The sequence below is a fragment of the Paucilactobacillus oligofermentans DSM 15707 = LMG 22743 genome (genome assembly GCF_001434315.1).
GTDB lineage: Bacteria > Bacillota > Bacilli > Lactobacillales > Lactobacillaceae > Paucilactobacillus > Paucilactobacillus oligofermentans.
Map to the genome: position 1 here is coordinate 16,308 of NZ_AZFE01000001.1, position 15,227 is coordinate 31,534.

The window sequence follows — 15,227 nt, forward strand, 5'->3', positions numbered from 1 at the left end:
TTTGTTTAACCCATGTAATTTTTATTACATGGGTTTTTTATTATCTAATTCCAAGGGAACCTTAACATTTAAAATCATTAGCGTTTATCCGCTATTCACACGGAAGTTATCGTTGCTTAACGATTTTTAAACTGGTTTATTCTGCTTAAGATTTTTATTTATTTCTCATTATTTTCTCATTTGCTCTCGTTTTATGGTATTATATTTAATGGTTCTTTAACAGATTAAATGAGGGTTTAATTATGCTATTAAAAACACTAATGAAACAAAAAAATTCATTAACAACTTTATCCGAAGACACAACCTTGGAAACTGCGTTGTCAGTTCTGGAAGATTCCGATTTTCGTTGCGTTCCTATTCTTGATAAAACCGGGACTTTCTTTCGGGGTAATATTTACAAAATGCATATTTATCGACACAAATCACGTGGCGGCGATATGCAATTACCCGTTACAACGTTATTAAAGAATTCGACTAAATTCATTTCTATCAACGCGGCTTTCTTTACTGTCTTCTTTGCAATTAAAGATTTACCATATATTGCGGTCTTAGATGAAAATAGTCAATTTAGCGGTATCTTAACTCATACTAAATTATTAAGTATGTTAGCTGATGGTTGGAACATTCATACTGGAAGTTACGTTATCTCTGTTCTATCGACTGACGATCGCGGCTCACTCGTTAAGATGACCAAGGCAATTGCAAAATATACACCCATCAACAACTGTTTAACCCTGGGTTTAACAGCATCCAGTGAATTTCGTCAAATATTATTCACATTACCAGCGGAAGTTAATAAGCGAATGTTAGATAAGATTATCCACAACCTCCACAAAAAAGGGTTTGAAGTCACTGAAATTGAAGATCTTCATACTAAATTTTAACCAAATAAACGGGTAGACCATCATGATGGCCTACCCGTTTATTTATTATAAGTTCGCTTATTCTAAGTTTTAAATACGATATTATGTAGTTAATTTACGATAATTATTTTTTATTAGTTAACCCAAGACTAACCTGTAATGAACGATCAACTTTGCGAATTAAGTTGTCGGAAAGGTGTGTAACCTTATCCCGCAATCGTTGCTTATCAATCGTTCGTACCTGTTCTAATAAAATCACTGAATCTTTTTCAATCCCAACATATTCTGCATTAATCAGTACATGCGTTGGCATATTCGGTTTCTGCATCTTCGCTGTAATTGCCGCAATAATTACGGTTGGACTATAGTGATTACCAATATCATTTTGAATAATAACGACTGGTCTTAGTCCACCTTGTTCAGAACCAATTACTGGTGATAAATCCGCATAAAAAATATCGCCGCGTTTAATTTCAACTTTCGTCAAGTAATCCTGACCTCCTGTTCAAAAAGTCTAATCAACCGCTAATTATACCATAGCAAAATTTAATTTACTTAGTTACTTATAAATTCGTTCGACTCGTTCAGCAATACTAGTCATAATTTCATAATTAATTGTTCCTGCATATTCAGCAATTTCAGTAGCGCCAATTTGTTGATCACCTTGGAAACCAATTAAAGTTACCTTAGTACCAATTGAATATTGTTTTGGTAATCGAATCATCATTTGATCCATACAAATTCGACCAATAATTTCACATCGTTGACCATCAATTAAGACATAAAAGCCGGTCATACAACGTGGGTACCCATCCGCATAGCCAACTGGAACGGTACCAATCCATTCATCATTTTTAGCGGTATAAGCGGCCCCATAACTAACTGAATTGCCTGCTTGAATTTGCTTCACAAAATCTAATTTAGTTACTAATTCAGCAGCTGGTTCTAATTCATACGGCAGATCTTTAATGGCTAATCCAGATGGATTCAACCCATACATCGCAATTCCTAGTCGAATCATATTACCAGTGACCGGTAAATGCCATAAGCTGGTTGCAGAATTAGCAACATGGACATACTTTGGTAAATCAGTTAAGGCGCCCGTCAATTGATACCATGCTTCAAATTGTTGATCAAAATACTCAGCGTCTTGTTGATCAGCCGTCGCAAAATGCGTAAACACACCCTCAAAATTAAAAATATCTGACTTTAAAATTTGTTCAGCCGTTTTAACTTCTTCGACATCTCGAAAGCCAATACGACCCATTCCAGTATCCATTCCTAGATGAACATTTAATGGCTCAGTTGCGTTTGATTGATGTTCATATTCTTTTAACCACTCAACTGACCCCACGGTTAATGAAATTTTGGCCTTTGCAGCTATCTCAGCCACTGCTGGTGAAGTTATCCCTAAAACCAAGATTGGTACCGCTATCCCGGCTTCTCGTAGTGCTAGTGCCTCATCTAAAATCGCAACACATAATCCAGTTGCACCAGCATTTAATGCAGTTTTAGCCACCGTTAATATTCCGTGACCATATCCATTTGCCTTTACAACCGCAAACATCTCAACAGATTCAGCTAAAATTTGACGTTCATGTTGAATATTATGTGTAATTGCTGCTAAATCAACTATTAGTTTGGTTTCCCGATTCTTACCTATCACCATTTAGTCTAATCCTCTTCTAAAATAACTTCACTCATCACAACCGTATCTGTATGCGAAATTGAAACATGCACATGACCATCAAAAACAACTTGGTTAATGGTTGGTTTACCAACTTCATCATCAATTACTTCTAAGTCTTGAAACCCCACTTGGGCTCCAATTCCAGTTCCCAAAGCTTTTGAAAATGATTCTTTCACTGAAAAGCGACCAGCTAAATAGGCAGCTTGTTGGTGACTGCCCCGTGACAAATATTGTTGATATTCGGCAGCCGTCAATATCTTCTTAATAAACGTTGCATGTTTATCCTGCATCGCCGTTACACGTTCAATTTCGCTAATATCAATCCCAATTCCATAAATCATGATTATTTCCTTTATTATCCCTATTTTGCTTAACATTGTAGCATAGTACTTTTAATTATAACCAAAAAAAAGACCTAAATTAGTATTTAACTACTAACTTAGGTCATTTTTAATTATTAATCGTTATTTTTTTTACGAATACTGAATGAGTGTGATGCGCCACTATTGCCACCGCGGTTGCTACTTGAGCTGCGATTGCTACTACCATGGTTATCACGACTGCCTTTGTATCCACCTTCACGGTTTCCACCGCCTGATGAACGACTACCATCACGACTTCCACCGCCAGAACGACTTCCACCACGATAACCGCCACCTGAATGTCCACCGCCAGAGCGACTTCCACCACGATAACCGCCGCCACCGTTACGGCTTCCACCGCTACGACGACCGCCGCCACCGCCACCTTTATGGCGAGGTAATGGACGTTCTGGAGTAATCTTAACTGGCACACTAGATGAATCATCTTTAGTGATATTGTTAAGCAAGGCTGCTGCCAAGTCAATTGGTTCGTATTTGGCGATTAGCTTTTCAGCTTCCTCTTCAAATTTAACCGTTTCAGTTTGACCAATAATTTCATCAGCCTTAGAAACAGCATTAACTAATTGACCCTTCAAAGCTTCATCAGCCGTTGGTGGCTTCAATGGTAACATGCGAACCTTCGTTAATTTTTCAATTTCGCGAAGATAATCCATTTCACTAGGAGTCACAAACGTTAATGAAACACCATGATGTCCGGCACGACCAGTACGTCCAATACGATGAACATAACTATCTGGATCTTGAGGAATATCATAGTTATAAACATGGGTTACACCCGAGATATCTAATCCACGAGCAGCCACATCAGTTGCAACAAGAATGTCAATTTTACCATTCTTAAATTGTTGCATAATTTGGCTACGACGTTGTTGAGTTAAATCTCCATGAATTCCTGAAGCATTGTATCCACGCGCTTCAAGTCCCTTAGATAATTCATCAACACGACGCTTTGTACGACCAAAGACGATTGTCAAATCTGGATCTTGAACATCGATTAAACGAGTCATAGTATCAAATTTTTCAAAGTCCTTTGAACGAACATAGAATTGATCAACTAAGTCAGTGGTAACTTCCTTAGCCTTGATCTTAACATGATGTGGTTCAGACATAAATTGCACACCAATTTTCTTAATAGCTGGTGGCATTGTAGCTGAGAACAACAATGTTTGGCGACTTTCTGGGGTCTTCTTGATGATTGATTCGATATCATCTAAGAATCCCATGTTTAGCATTTCATCGGCTTCATCTAAAACGATTGTTTTAAGATTATCCAATTTAACTGTTCGGCGGTTGATATGATCAAGTAAACGACCTGGAGTTCCCACAAGAACTTGTGGATGACTCTTCAAGTTGTTAATTTGACGGCGAATATCTGCTCCACCATAAACAACTTGGGCTTTAACCTTTTTATCTTTACCTAATTTGTATAATTCTTCTTGCGTTTGGATAGCCAACTCACGAGTTGGTGAGATAACCAATGCTTGAATGTCTCCATTATTGATATCGACATCTTCAACAATTGGTAGACCAAAGGCAGCTGTTTTACCAGTACCGGTTTGGGCTTGTCCAATTACATCTTCACCCTTTAATACCAATGGAATAGTTTCCTCTTGGATTGGGGTTGCTTCTTCATAACCATTACGTTTAATGGCTTTTAATAGGTCTTCTGATAGACCCAATTCGCTAAACTTCAAATGTTTTCCTCCTGGGATTGAATTTCATCACCTAGTCAAATTCCGTTGACCAAACCGATAATGAAACTATATAAAATAAATACAACTAAATAAGTATACTAGTTTTGCCTTAAAATAACAACTAAAACGCAAAATTAGCGAGTTAACCCATCTAACACCGTTTCCAAATGTAACCCGTGACTAGCTTTAATTGCCACTAAATCGTCCTTAGTTACCAACGAAATTAATTCAGCGGTCATTGATGATTTGTCATCCGCTTCAAAGTAATGTACATGTTCATGATAACTATCTTCCAAAGCATCATATAAAGCTTTCATGTGATGACCCAGTAAGAACACTTCATCAAATTTACTAGTATCAAACGAACTAGCTAATTCACGATGAAACTCATTTGAATTTTCACCTAGTTCTAGCATATCGCCTAAAACTACAATTCGTTTTCCATTGGTTTCCGCTTGTGAAAAGGCATTAAGCACCTCTTTAACTGCAGTTGGATTTGAATTGTAGACATCACTTAAAATTTTCTCACCCGCACGACCATTAATCCATTCCGTCCGGTTTCTAGTAATATCTGGCGAACTCAAAGCAGCTTTCATTTGCTTAACTGGGACGCGGAGTAGCTTACCCACGCTTAATGCAGCTAATGCATTAGTTACATTATATTCACCAATCATTGGCACTTGGAAAGTTACTTCGGGCCATTCATTAACGACAAATTCTAATGAATATGCTGTCGTCGTAACACTAGTAGCATACAAGTTGTTATTTAATTGCCGACCAAAGTCGATTGATTCTTGTTCAATCTTTTCAGCACGCTCAGTTAATAATGGTTCATCCCCATTAAAGATCAACGTTCCGTCTTCTTTTAAACCGTTCACGATTTCCATCTTGGCATCCGCAATTTTGTCGCGACTTCCAAAGAATTCAATGTGCGCCTCACCAATCATCGTAATAACGGCAAAATCTGGCGTGACTAATTGGCTCAAGTCATCTAATTCGCCAAAATGGTCCATCCCCATTTCAACAACAACGGCTTCCGTATTGGATTCCATATTTAAAAGGGTTACTGGTACCCCAATATGATTATTAAAATTTTCAAACGTCTTGGTAACGTTCATTTGAGTGCTCAAAATCGAGGCAATCATATCTTTAGTCGTGGTTTTACCATTACTACCGGTAACTGCCACCACAATTGGATTTATTTTGTGTAAATAATAGCGACCTAATTCTTGTAAGGCAGTCAATGGATCGTCAACTACTAACAATGGTTGATTCTGATTAATAATTTCATGATCACTAGCCCATAAACTTGCCGCAGCGCCATGTTCAAAGGCACTAGCAACGAACTCATGACCATCTTGTTGACCACTTAGCGGAACAAATAGTGCTCCACCGTCAAGGGCGCGGCTATCAAATGCGACGCTACTAACCTCAACGTCTTGCCAAGCAGTAATATCATTTTTCACATTAATTGCTTTGGCAATTTCCGCCAATTTCATTTTCATACTGTGAATCTCCTTTTAGATCTACTCTTTTTCAAGCTACAACCATATCATTATACCACCTTTTTACACAAGCCAATGTAACAAAAAAAGCTAACCTGTCGCAAATACGCGCCCGATTAGCTCTAATATTGACTTTAAAAATAACAATAATTACATTTGTTCTAAGCGTTCAATTCGCTCTTCCATTGGTGGATGCGTCGAAAATAAACTACTCATTGATTTCTTTTTTAACGGATTACTAATATATAAAGCTGCACTACTTGGATCAGCTTCTTCCATCGGTGCTGAATCTGAAATTTTTTCTAAGGCTGAAATCAAGCCGCGTGGATTTCTCGTTAGCTCAACTGCCCCGGCATCAGCTAAATATTCCCGATTTCGTGATAATGCCATTTGCGCTAATGATGCCGCTAGTGGTGCTAAGATCACCACAATTAGTGACAAGACCATTAAAATGATTTGAACATAGCCGCCACCTTCACGATCATTATCGCGACGACCACCGCCCCACCAAAATGAATGCATCCCAATATTCACTAACATTGAAATTACTGCTGATAACGCGAGTGCAATCGTTTGAAGCCGAATATCGTAATTACGAACATGGGTCATTTCATGCGCCATCACCCCTTCTAATTCTTCACGATTTAATTTTTCAAGAATTCCAGTGGTTGCAGCAACCGCCGCATGTTCTGGATTATTCCCGGTTGCAAATGCATTCGGACTAGGATCGTCAATAATATAGACTTTAGGCATTGGGACATTTGCTACCAAAGCCATATCTTCAACCACGTGCCAAAGTTCTGGTGCTTGATCGACGCTAGTAACTTCGTGGGCATGATTCATTCCCATTACAACTGAGGTTGATTGCGAAATCATCAGCATCATGTAAATTCCACCAATGACAACTGCCATCAAAATTCCGGCGACATAGCTGTTAAAGAAAACATACCCCACCGCCGCACCGATTAAAACGACAAGCAAAACAAAGCCAAGCATGACATAGACTGTTCGTCGTTTATTTTGAGCAATTTGTTGATAAAACATCTAGTTTCTCTCCAATACTAATAAATTAGAATGATACTTTCACATTTTCCTTTTCTGTTTCAGGAACTTGTAAATATTCTACTTGTGTAAAGTGGTGAATTCCAGCTACAATATTACTTGGAAATGATTGAATTTTAGTGTTTAAATTTGCGGCAGTTGAATTAAACAACTGGCGTGAATATGCAATCTTGTTTTCCGTATTTGAAAGTTCTTCCATTAATTTGGCATATTGTGTGCTGGCCTTCAAATCTGGATAACTTTCAGACAAGGCAAAAATTGATTTTAATGAATTCGTTAATTGATCAGAAACTTCCATTGCTTGTTGGTGATCACCGGCAGGAACTTGCATCATTTGGCTTCTTAATTCCACCACTTTTTCAAGTGTTGATGATTCATACTTGCCGTATCCCTTCACCGTTTCAACTAAGTTAGGAATTAAATCATTACGTCGTTTCAACTGTACGTCAATTTGGCTCCATGATTCCTGTGAATGAACTCGCGCACTTACTAAACCGTTATAAACTCCGGCATAAATCGCAATTAATAATACGATTACAATAACTACAATAATAATTGTTAGCATAATATTTCCCCCTTAAAGTATGTTGCGTATAATAAAAGGATAACGTACTTCACTAATTGTTTAAAGGAATTTGAATAAACTTAATCAGATTTGAAAGGATTGATCATCATGAAAAACGTTTTATTTGTTTGTTTAGGTAATATTTGTCGCTCCCCCATGGCCGAGGCCATGTTTCGGAAAATGGTTACAGACGCCGGTTTATCATCTGAGTTCCACTTAGACTCTGCTGGCACTAGTAGCGAGGAAACAGGTAATCCACCTCATCCAGGGACTCGTGAAATTTTAGCTAAATATCATATTCCAGCAACTGGATTGGTGGCTCGCCAAATCACCCAAGCTGATTTCATTAATGCAGACTACATCATCTGCATGGATAGTATGAATTATAAAAACCTATTACGATTGGCCGGACCGGAATATCAAGCCAAAGTCCATCCCGTGTTTGAATTAATCCCTGGAAAAGAAATGCGTGATATACCTGATCCTTGGTATACCCATCGTTTTCAAGATACCTATGATAGTCTTGCCCTTGCTTTACCAACCTGGTTTAACTATTTAACTAAATAAGAGACTAGTCATTTTTTGACTAGTCTCTTTTGTTTACTTGTTTTTAAATGATTTTGCAAAATTATTTTGGACTGATTTAGGCGCTTCCTTATACGCCATTTTTTTGACTAGCTTGCCGCGCACCATTAAGCGACCCTCACCGGTGGCATCACATGTTACTAAGGTAATAATATTTTGACCCGGTGTATTTTCTACCACGTCAACTCTAGTCGCGGCGATATACGTTTTTTCAGTTGTTTTATACTCATAAACTTTTTTCAAATCGGTTAAATAAATTTTTTGACCAACTTTACTTTTCCAATATAATGGACTAAATAAGATTTTATGACTGTTCATATGATGACCGGCTAACGGATAATTTCCCTGACCCATTTTTTGATCATCCCGCATCGTGCCAGCTGCCAACGCTAAGGTATAATTATCAACCCCTTTCGCAATCGGTAAATTCATTTTAATTGCTGGAATCGAAATTGCGCCAACCACATGTAACGCATTTTTTTTCGCCCGCGCTTTAGCAATCATTTGTAAATCTAACGACTTAACCTTTTTAAAATTAAAATTGCCAGATTTTTTTGTGTTACTATTAATCTTTGTCTGTGAAATTTCCGGATGATAACTACCAACCAAATAATCTTTAATTTGTTGATTAAAAATTAGTGATAGTGAGATAATTAGTAGTAATAAAAAGATCGTTAAACTCACCCAATGTTTCCAACTATGCCTTTTTTTGTTTTTCATCAAATCCCCCTAGACTCACACAACCCCATTTAACAGCTAAAAAAGCTATTTGCATGAATATTATCGCTGACAAAATTATACATTATTTTTAAAAAAAAGAAAGAAGAAAGTACGTATGAAAAAACTATTACACTTAAATAAACTTGAAGATTGGGAAAAGAATTTATACGTCCTGTGGGTCAGCGTCTTCGTTACCGGCTTGGCCTTTTCAGAAATCATGCCCTTCATGTCATTATATGTAGATACGCTAGGCGATTTTTCTAAAAGTCAGTTAAATTTATATTCAGGTGCTGTTTTTGCCATTACATACTTAATCACTGCTATCATTTCGCCATTCTGGGGGAAATTATCTGATACCCACGGGCGTAAAATTATGATCCTCCGCGCTTCATTAGGGATGGCCATTGTCATTGGACTGATGTCTTGCGTCACTAATGTCTGGCAATTATTCGCTTTGCGGTTTATTCAAGGAATTTTTGGTGGCTACGTTAGTAACGCCAACGCGATTATTGCTACTACCGCGCCACGTGAAAAAAGTGGTCGTGCCCTCGGAACCTTAATGGCTGGTTTAACCGGTGGCTCACTACTAGGACCTCTATTAGGTGGGGCGTTAGCTTCAATGTTCAGCTATCGAATGACCTTCTTAATCACCGGTCTCTTATTGTTTATCGTCTTTATTTTTAGTTGGTTATTCGTTACTGAAAATAATTTCAAGCCTACTACGGCCAAAAAATTGCAAAAGGCCTCTGGTGTCATTTCCGTCTTAAAAAATCCACAAATGATTTTCGGTATGTTTATCACCACCCTCATCATCCAAGCTTCTAATAACTCAATCACACCCATCATCTCGTTGTATGTCCGCGAATTAATGCATAACACCGGTAACGTCACGTTAGTCAGTGGTGTGATTGCGGCTGTACCAGGTTTAGCAACCATGATAGTCGCCCCACGGTTTGGTGAATTGGGCGATCGAATTGGAACTGAACGGGTTTTAACCATTGGTTTTGTATTGGCAATTTGTTTCTTTATTCCCACTGCCTTTGTAACAAATATTTGGCAACTCGGAATTCTGCGATTTTTAATTGGAATTTCTAACGCTACCATGATTCCACAAGTTCAAACCTTATTAACCAAAAACACCCCACCTGAAGTTACTGGCCGAATTTTTAGCTGGAATCAAAGCTTTCAATCATTTGGAAATGTGATTGGGCCACTGCTTGGTGCCTTTATTTCTGGAATTTTCAATTATAGTGCGGTCTTTATCTCAACTGCCATTTTAGTTGCCATTAACTTTGTTTTATTCCGAATCAATGTTGTTAATGCTAACAAATAAAAAAACACATACCCGCAGGTATGTGTTTTTTTGATGGAAATTATTTGATACCATATTTCTTGTTGAAACGATCGACTGCACCATCTGCTTGAGTAAACTTTTGCTTACCTGTGTAGAATGGATGTGAATCTGATGTGATTTCAACACGGATCAATGGATATTCGTTACCATCTTCCCACTTAACAGTGTCTTTAGAAGTTACTGTTGAGCCAGAAATGAACTTGAAACCAGTTGATGAATCTTCGAATACAACTGGATGGTAATCTGGATGAATGTCTTTTTTCATGTTATTACGCTCCTTTTGCCATGAGTCATTGACTGAAACATAGTTTAATTTATATCTAACTTTCAAATAATACCATGGATCATAATTTTTGACAACCTATGATTCGTTAACTTACGATTCAACAACTTCAGCACCAGCTTCATCAACGATGCGAACGTTAGCATTCAAGCGGTTTAGCTTCCAAACAATTCGATCATAGCCACGTAAAATATTATCGGCATTGGTAATTTTAGTCGTTCCTTCAGCCATCAAACCAGTAATCATCAATGATGCACCAGCACGAATTTCGCCCGCTTCTACGGTCGTTCCATGTAATGATTCTGAATGATCAACTAAAATCAAACCATTTTCGGTCGAAATACCCATGCCCATTTTTTGTAATTCTGGGACATGTTTGATTCGTTGTGAATAAATTGTATCGGTAATGACACTCACACCTTGAGCCATTGACAATAATGGGGTCAACGGCTGTTGTAAATCAGTTGCAAAGCCAGGAAATGGCAAGGTTTTAATCTTAATTGGTTTTAGATTTTCACTTCGTAATACTCGAATGCTATCTTCACCAATTTCAAGATTAACGCCCATTTCAAGTAATTTACTAGTAAATGATTCCAAATGTTCTGGAATAATATTATGAATCACAATATTATCACCGACCGCAGCGGCAAGCGAAAGATAAGTTCCCGCTTCAATTCGATCTGGAATAATTGTATGAACGTTAGTTGACCGTAATGAGTCAACCCCTTCAATTCTGATTACATCAGTTCCGGCACCACGAATTTTCGCACCCATGTTATTCAAGAACGTCGTTAAATCAGTAATTTCTGGTTCACGCGCAGCATTTTCAATCACCGTTGTTCCTTCCGCTCTTACGGCAGCTAAAACAGTATTAATCGTAGCTCCAACTGAAACCACATCCATAAAGATTGTGGTTCCCTTTAAACCATTGGGTGCACTAATATGAACGGTTCCGTTATCTTCAAGCACTTGCGCACCTAGCGCTTCAAACGCTTTAATGTGCTGATCAATTGGTCGTGGACCAATATTATCCCCACCTGGGAACGTCAAAACAGCCCGATGGAAACGGCCTAGTAATGCGCCCATAAAGTAATAAGAAGCTCGTAAACTTTTAATTGCTTTACTTGGTAGTTCGCTCTCAATAATTTGGGTTGGATCAATCGTTAGATTGCCATGTTTAAATGATGAGGTAACGTTCATCGATTCAAGAATGATCATCAGGTTATGAACATCCAAAATATCTGGTACCGTATCAAATTGGACTGGTGTATCCGCTAAAATTGCAGCCGGAATAAGCGCCACTGTACTATTTTTAGCCCCGCCAATCGTGATTTCTCCCGAAAGTCGGTTCCCTCCCTGTATAATCATACTTTTCATCGAAAAATTCCTCACTCTAATTTATAATTCTGTTTAAAACAACCAATTGTAATCATAAAGAAATATTACTGAAATTACAATACCTTTACGGCACATAATATGTTAAGTTTTTTAAAATTTTGGGAAAGATGATCACTTACTCAAAATGTCTAGATAATTTACCAGTCAATTTAATAATCAAATCAATATAAAAAGAGAATGAGGTAACCTCAATCTCTCATTAATTTAGCTTGATTTATTTTTCACTTGCAGCTTTAACAAAGGCTTTAAACAAACCTTCTGGACGATTTGGTCGTGATAAAAATTCTGGATGGTATTGTGCAGCCACGAAGAATTTCTTGTCTGGTAATTCAACCACTTCAACCAAACGATCATCAGGTGAGGTTCCTGAGAACACCAACCCTTTGGCAGCCAATTGTTCCCGATATTCGTTATTAAATTCAAATCGGTGACGGTGACGTTCGCTAATTACATCTTGATTGTCATAAGCAGCGGCAGCAACTGTTCCAAGCTTTAACTTACATGGATATGCACCTAATCGTTGAGTACCACCCATATCTTCAACATCTGCTTGATCATTCATTAAATCAATCACATTATATGGTGTTTCAGGATCAAGTTCAGCTGAGTTAGCACCGGTTAAGCCAACCACATTGCGGGCAAATTCAATACATGCGATTTGCATTCCTAAACAAATTCCAAGATATGGGACATCATTTTCACGTGCAAACTTAACAGCGGCAATCTTACCTTCCGTTCCACGAGTACCAAATCCACCAGGCACTAAAATTCCATCAGCATCACCCAATAGTTCTGCTACGTTTTCTTCAGTTACATCTTCAGAATTCAAATGTGAAATTTCAACATCTGCATCAACTGGATAACCAGCATGCTTCAAGGCTTCATTAACTGAAATATAAGCATCTTGTAAGTTAGAATACTTTCCAACCATAGCAATTTTAATTGTTTTGCTCAAATGTTGAACGTGATCTGACATTTTAGCCCAGTCAGTCATATCAGCTTCTGGTGCATCAATATGCAATTGATCACACACGATTTGATCCATATTTTGCGCTTGTAAATTCAATGGAATTTGATAAAGCGTATCAACATCTCGTGATTCGATTACTGCTTCAGGATCAACATCACAGAATAACGCAATTTTCTTCCGCATTCCATCGTCAATTGGGCGTTCAGTCCGAACAACCAAAATATTTGGTTGAATTCCTAAACTACGCAATTCTTTAACACTATGTTGTGTTGGCTTGGTTTTCATTTCACCCGCTGCATGTAAAATTGGAATCAAGGTTGTGTGAATATAGATGACATTATCAGAACCAATGTCACGCTTCATTTGACGTAAAGCTTCCATAAATGGTAATGATTCGATATCACCAACTGTTCCACCAACTTCAGTAATCACAATATCTGCATCAGTACTGGTTCCGGCACGCATAATTTTTTCTTTAATGGTATCCGTGATATGTGGAATTACTTGTACAGTGGCACCTAAATAGTCTCCATGACGTTCTTTTTGCAGAACTTCAGAATAAATTTTCCCAGTCGTTACGTTTGAATATTTGTTCAATGTAATATCAATAAAACGTTCATAATGGCCTAAATCCAAATCAGTTTCCGTACCATCATCAGTGACAAATACTTCACCATGTTGATAGGGACTCATTGTACCTGGATCGACGTTGATATATGGATCGAACTTTTGAATCGTAATCTTCAAGCCGCGATTTTTCAATAAACGACCTAATGAAGCAGCAACGATTCCTTTACCTAGGGATGAAACCACCCCACCTGTTACAAAAATATATTTTGTCATGTTGTTACTCCTTTGGGAAAATTTGAAGGCTGGTACCGCTTGTAAAATTAAAAAAAGTCCCCTATCCATAATGGAATAGGGGACTGTATTATTAATCGAACAACATTGTCTCGAAGTAAGTCCTTCGAGAGCCCATATAAGATAATACAATCTGAAACGACTTTCGTCAAGTGGCAAAATTAACGTTTTAGCATTAACTAACTCATCAATTAAATGACCCAATCAATTATTTATGATCGGCTTCGTCATCTTCACTATCATCGAAATCATCGTCGTCATCATCAGATAGTTCAGCTAATTGTCCTTCAATCCCATCATCTGGAATTGAAGCATCGTCGTCAACGTTTTCTGTATCATCGTCGTCATCGAAATCATCTGCACTATCATCATCGTCATCGTCGTCAGCACTCAAATCCTGATCTTCAGGATCATCGTCATCATAATCGATAACATCGTCGTCGTCACCAGCGTCGACAAGGAACGCATTAACCTTCTTGCGCTTCTTGCGTTTTGGTTGACCGTCTTCTTCTTCATGAATGGTTGCTTCATCAATAGATTCAAATGGGTACCACGCACGTAGTCCCCATGTATTGTCACCAAGGGAAATAAAACTACCGTCAACATTTAAGTCCGTGTAGAATTGAGATAATCGTTCACGGACTTCCTCATCACTCTTACCTAAATATTTTTGAACTTCATTTGCAAGATCAACAAATGCCATTGCGTCGCCATGATTTGCTAAAATGGCGTGCGCAACCTCAATCATTGAAAGTTCTGATCTGTCTTGGCCTTCAAATGCTTTTAATTCCAAACTGGTGCACATCCCTTCGAAAAGTCTAAACTACATAATACAATGTTAATTAAAAAATTGCAATCTTATTTGGTACTTACCTATTACATTATCCACTGATTTAAGTTCATAATCAACCCAAAGCTCACCATTATTTTCATTCTCATTCAAATTTAAAACCATTTTTTTCGTCACAACGGATAAATTCATCATGCCATAGGCACTTTGGTAATGTGTTGCGATCGATTTTCCAAGTTGAAACTCGAAGCGAGCCCGATTGTCACTATGCCGGGTCAACACTACCGATTGATCCATAAATTTGAACGTCACTGGGGTTTCAATGCCATCTTGAATTTCCGTATAGCGCAAATAATAAGCGCCACCCATTTGAATAAATTGACCTGGTTCTGAAAATTCAAATTCTTCACGACCTTCTGGCTGGATAATCGTTGTTTTTAATTTTACTTGTACATTATTTTTTTGTTTGATTTTGTTCACCCTCATTTTTAATTCAATTAATTA

At 37.8% G+C, this 15,227-nt stretch carries 16 protein-coding genes; 3 read left to right on the forward strand and 13 right to left on the reverse strand.

Annotated elements, in window-relative coordinates; all coding sequences use genetic code 11:
* Positions 1 to 242: 242 nt before the first annotated feature.
* The gene (gene cbpA, locus FC70_RS00070; RefSeq protein WP_057889002.1) at positions 243 to 884 is read left to right on the forward strand and encodes a cyclic di-AMP binding protein CbpA; all 642 of its coding nucleotides are present in this window, start codon (positions 243 to 245) and stop codon (positions 882 to 884) included.
* 103 nt (positions 885 to 987) lie between these two features.
* Here the strand turns inward: cbpA and FC70_RS00075 are convergent, their stop codons facing one another.
* The 7 genes from FC70_RS00075 to FC70_RS00105 all read right to left on the reverse strand — a co-directional run bounded on the left by FC70_RS00075 (position 988) and on the right by FC70_RS00105 (position 7,762).
* The gene (locus FC70_RS00075; RefSeq protein ID WP_057889003.1) at positions 988 to 1,350 is read right to left on the reverse strand and encodes a type II toxin-antitoxin system PemK/MazF family toxin; all 363 of its coding nucleotides are present in this window, start codon (positions 1,348 to 1,350) and stop codon (positions 988 to 990) included.
* Positions 1,351 to 1,422: 72 nt separating this feature from the next.
* A complete protein-coding gene (gene alr / locus FC70_RS00080) occupies positions 1,423 to 2,532 on the reverse strand; it encodes an alanine racemase (RefSeq protein ID WP_057889004.1) in 1,110 nt (369 codons plus the stop codon).
* Between the two features lie 5 nt (positions 2,533 to 2,537).
* Complete coding sequence (gene acpS, locus FC70_RS00085) at positions 2,538 to 2,894, reverse strand: holo-ACP synthase (RefSeq protein ID WP_057889005.1); 357 nt, start codon at positions 2,892 to 2,894, stop codon at positions 2,538 to 2,540.
* Between the two features lie 116 nt (positions 2,895 to 3,010).
* A complete protein-coding gene (gene cshA, locus FC70_RS00090) occupies positions 3,011 to 4,630 on the reverse strand; it encodes a degradosome RNA helicase CshA (RefSeq protein ID WP_057889006.1) in 1,620 nt (539 codons plus the stop codon).
* Between the two features lie 134 nt (positions 4,631 to 4,764).
* A complete protein-coding gene (locus FC70_RS00095) occupies positions 4,765 to 6,135 on the reverse strand; it encodes a UDP-N-acetylmuramoyl-tripeptide--D-alanyl-D-alanine ligase (RefSeq protein ID WP_057889007.1) in 1,371 nt (456 codons plus the stop codon).
* A gap of 150 nt (positions 6,136 to 6,285) precedes the next feature.
* Positions 6,286 to 7,179, reverse strand: a complete 894-nt coding sequence (gene htpX / locus FC70_RS00100) for a zinc metalloprotease HtpX (RefSeq protein ID WP_057889008.1) — start codon at positions 7,177 to 7,179, stop codon at positions 6,286 to 6,288.
* A 25-nt stretch (positions 7,180 to 7,204) separates the two neighbouring features.
* Positions 7,205 to 7,762: a LemA family protein gene (locus tag FC70_RS00105; RefSeq protein WP_057889009.1), complete on the reverse strand. Its 558-nt coding sequence runs from the start codon at positions 7,760 to 7,762 to the stop codon at positions 7,205 to 7,207.
* Between the two features lie 108 nt (positions 7,763 to 7,870).
* Here FC70_RS00105 and FC70_RS00110 point away from each other — a divergent pair, with 108 nt between their 5' ends.
* Positions 7,871 to 8,329 carry a low molecular weight protein-tyrosine-phosphatase gene (locus FC70_RS00110; RefSeq protein WP_057889010.1) on the forward strand — a complete coding sequence of 153 codons (459 nt, stop codon included), beginning with the start codon at positions 7,871 to 7,873 and terminating at the stop codon, positions 8,327 to 8,329.
* A gap of 33 nt (positions 8,330 to 8,362) precedes the next feature.
* Here the strand turns inward: FC70_RS00110 and FC70_RS00115 are convergent, their stop codons facing one another.
* Positions 8,363 to 9,067 carry a class A sortase gene (locus FC70_RS00115; protein ID WP_057889011.1) on the reverse strand — a complete coding sequence of 235 codons (705 nt, stop codon included), beginning with the start codon at positions 9,065 to 9,067 and terminating at the stop codon, positions 8,363 to 8,365.
* Between the two features lie 115 nt (positions 9,068 to 9,182).
* Between FC70_RS00115 and FC70_RS00120 the strand changes: the two genes are divergently transcribed.
* Complete coding sequence (locus FC70_RS00120; RefSeq protein ID WP_057889012.1) at positions 9,183 to 10,400, forward strand: MFS transporter; 1,218 nt, start codon at positions 9,183 to 9,185, stop codon at positions 10,398 to 10,400.
* Positions 10,401 to 10,440: 40 nt separating this feature from the next.
* Here FC70_RS00120 and FC70_RS00125 read toward each other — a convergent pair whose 3' ends face one another.
* From FC70_RS00125 to FC70_RS00145, 5 genes are all read right to left on the reverse strand, one after another.
* Positions 10,441 to 10,686 carry a type B 50S ribosomal protein L31 gene (locus FC70_RS00125; RefSeq protein ID WP_057889013.1) on the reverse strand — a complete coding sequence of 82 codons (246 nt, stop codon included), beginning with the start codon at positions 10,684 to 10,686 and terminating at the stop codon, positions 10,441 to 10,443.
* A 111-nt stretch (positions 10,687 to 10,797) separates the two neighbouring features.
* Positions 10,798 to 12,081, reverse strand: a complete 1,284-nt coding sequence (locus FC70_RS00130) for a UDP-N-acetylglucosamine 1-carboxyvinyltransferase (RefSeq protein WP_057889014.1) — start codon at positions 12,079 to 12,081, stop codon at positions 10,798 to 10,800.
* 235 nt (positions 12,082 to 12,316) lie between these two features.
* Complete coding sequence (locus FC70_RS00135) at positions 12,317 to 13,915, reverse strand: CTP synthase (protein ID WP_057889015.1); 1,599 nt, start codon at positions 13,913 to 13,915, stop codon at positions 12,317 to 12,319.
* Between the two features lie 226 nt (positions 13,916 to 14,141).
* The gene (gene rpoE, locus FC70_RS00140; RefSeq protein WP_338047512.1) at positions 14,142 to 14,726 is read right to left on the reverse strand and encodes a DNA-directed RNA polymerase subunit delta; all 585 of its coding nucleotides are present in this window, start codon (positions 14,724 to 14,726) and stop codon (positions 14,142 to 14,144) included.
* A gap of 45 nt (positions 14,727 to 14,771) precedes the next feature.
* On the reverse strand, positions 14,772 to 15,209 hold the full coding sequence (locus FC70_RS00145; RefSeq protein ID WP_083478577.1) for a YwiB family protein: 438 nt from the start codon (positions 15,207 to 15,209) through the stop codon (positions 14,772 to 14,774).
* Positions 15,210 to 15,227: the final 18 nt, after the last annotated feature.

Excerpts from the sequence above, each read along its gene's own strand:
- cbpA (WP_057889002.1), top strand. The coding sequence starts at position 243 with ATGCTATTAAAAACACTAATGAAACAAAAAAATTCATTAACAACTTTA.
- alr (WP_057889004.1), bottom strand. The coding sequence starts at position 2,532 with ATGGTGATAGGTAAGAATCGGGAAACCAAACTAATAGTTGATTTAGCA.
- acpS (WP_057889005.1), bottom strand. The coding sequence starts at position 2,894 with ATGATTTATGGAATTGGGATTGATATTAGCGAAATTGAACGTGTAACG.
- FC70_RS00095 (WP_057889007.1), bottom strand. The coding sequence starts at position 6,135 with ATGAAAATGAAATTGGCGGAAATTGCCAAAGCAATTAATGTGAAAAAT.
- htpX (WP_057889008.1), bottom strand. The coding sequence starts at position 7,179 with ATGTTTTATCAACAAATTGCTCAAAATAAACGACGAACAGTCTATGTC.
- FC70_RS00105 (WP_057889009.1), bottom strand. The coding sequence starts at position 7,762 with ATGCTAACAATTATTATTGTAGTTATTGTAATCGTATTATTAATTGCG.
- FC70_RS00110 (WP_057889010.1), top strand. The coding sequence starts at position 7,871 with ATGAAAAACGTTTTATTTGTTTGTTTAGGTAATATTTGTCGCTCCCCC.
- FC70_RS00115 (WP_057889011.1), bottom strand. The coding sequence starts at position 9,067 with ATGAAAAACAAAAAAAGGCATAGTTGGAAACATTGGGTGAGTTTAACG.
- FC70_RS00120 (WP_057889012.1), top strand. The coding sequence starts at position 9,183 with ATGAAAAAACTATTACACTTAAATAAACTTGAAGATTGGGAAAAGAAT.
- FC70_RS00125 (WP_057889013.1), bottom strand. The coding sequence starts at position 10,686 with ATGAAAAAAGACATTCATCCAGATTACCATCCAGTTGTATTCGAAGAT.
- FC70_RS00130 (WP_057889014.1), bottom strand. The coding sequence starts at position 12,081 with ATGAAAAGTATGATTATACAGGGAGGGAACCGACTTTCGGGAGAAATC.
- FC70_RS00135 (WP_057889015.1), bottom strand. The coding sequence starts at position 13,915 with ATGACAAAATATATTTTTGTAACAGGTGGGGTGGTTTCATCCCTAGGT.
- FC70_RS00145 (WP_083478577.1), bottom strand. The coding sequence starts at position 15,209 with ATGAGGGTGAACAAAATCAAACAAAAAAATAATGTACAAGTAAAATTA.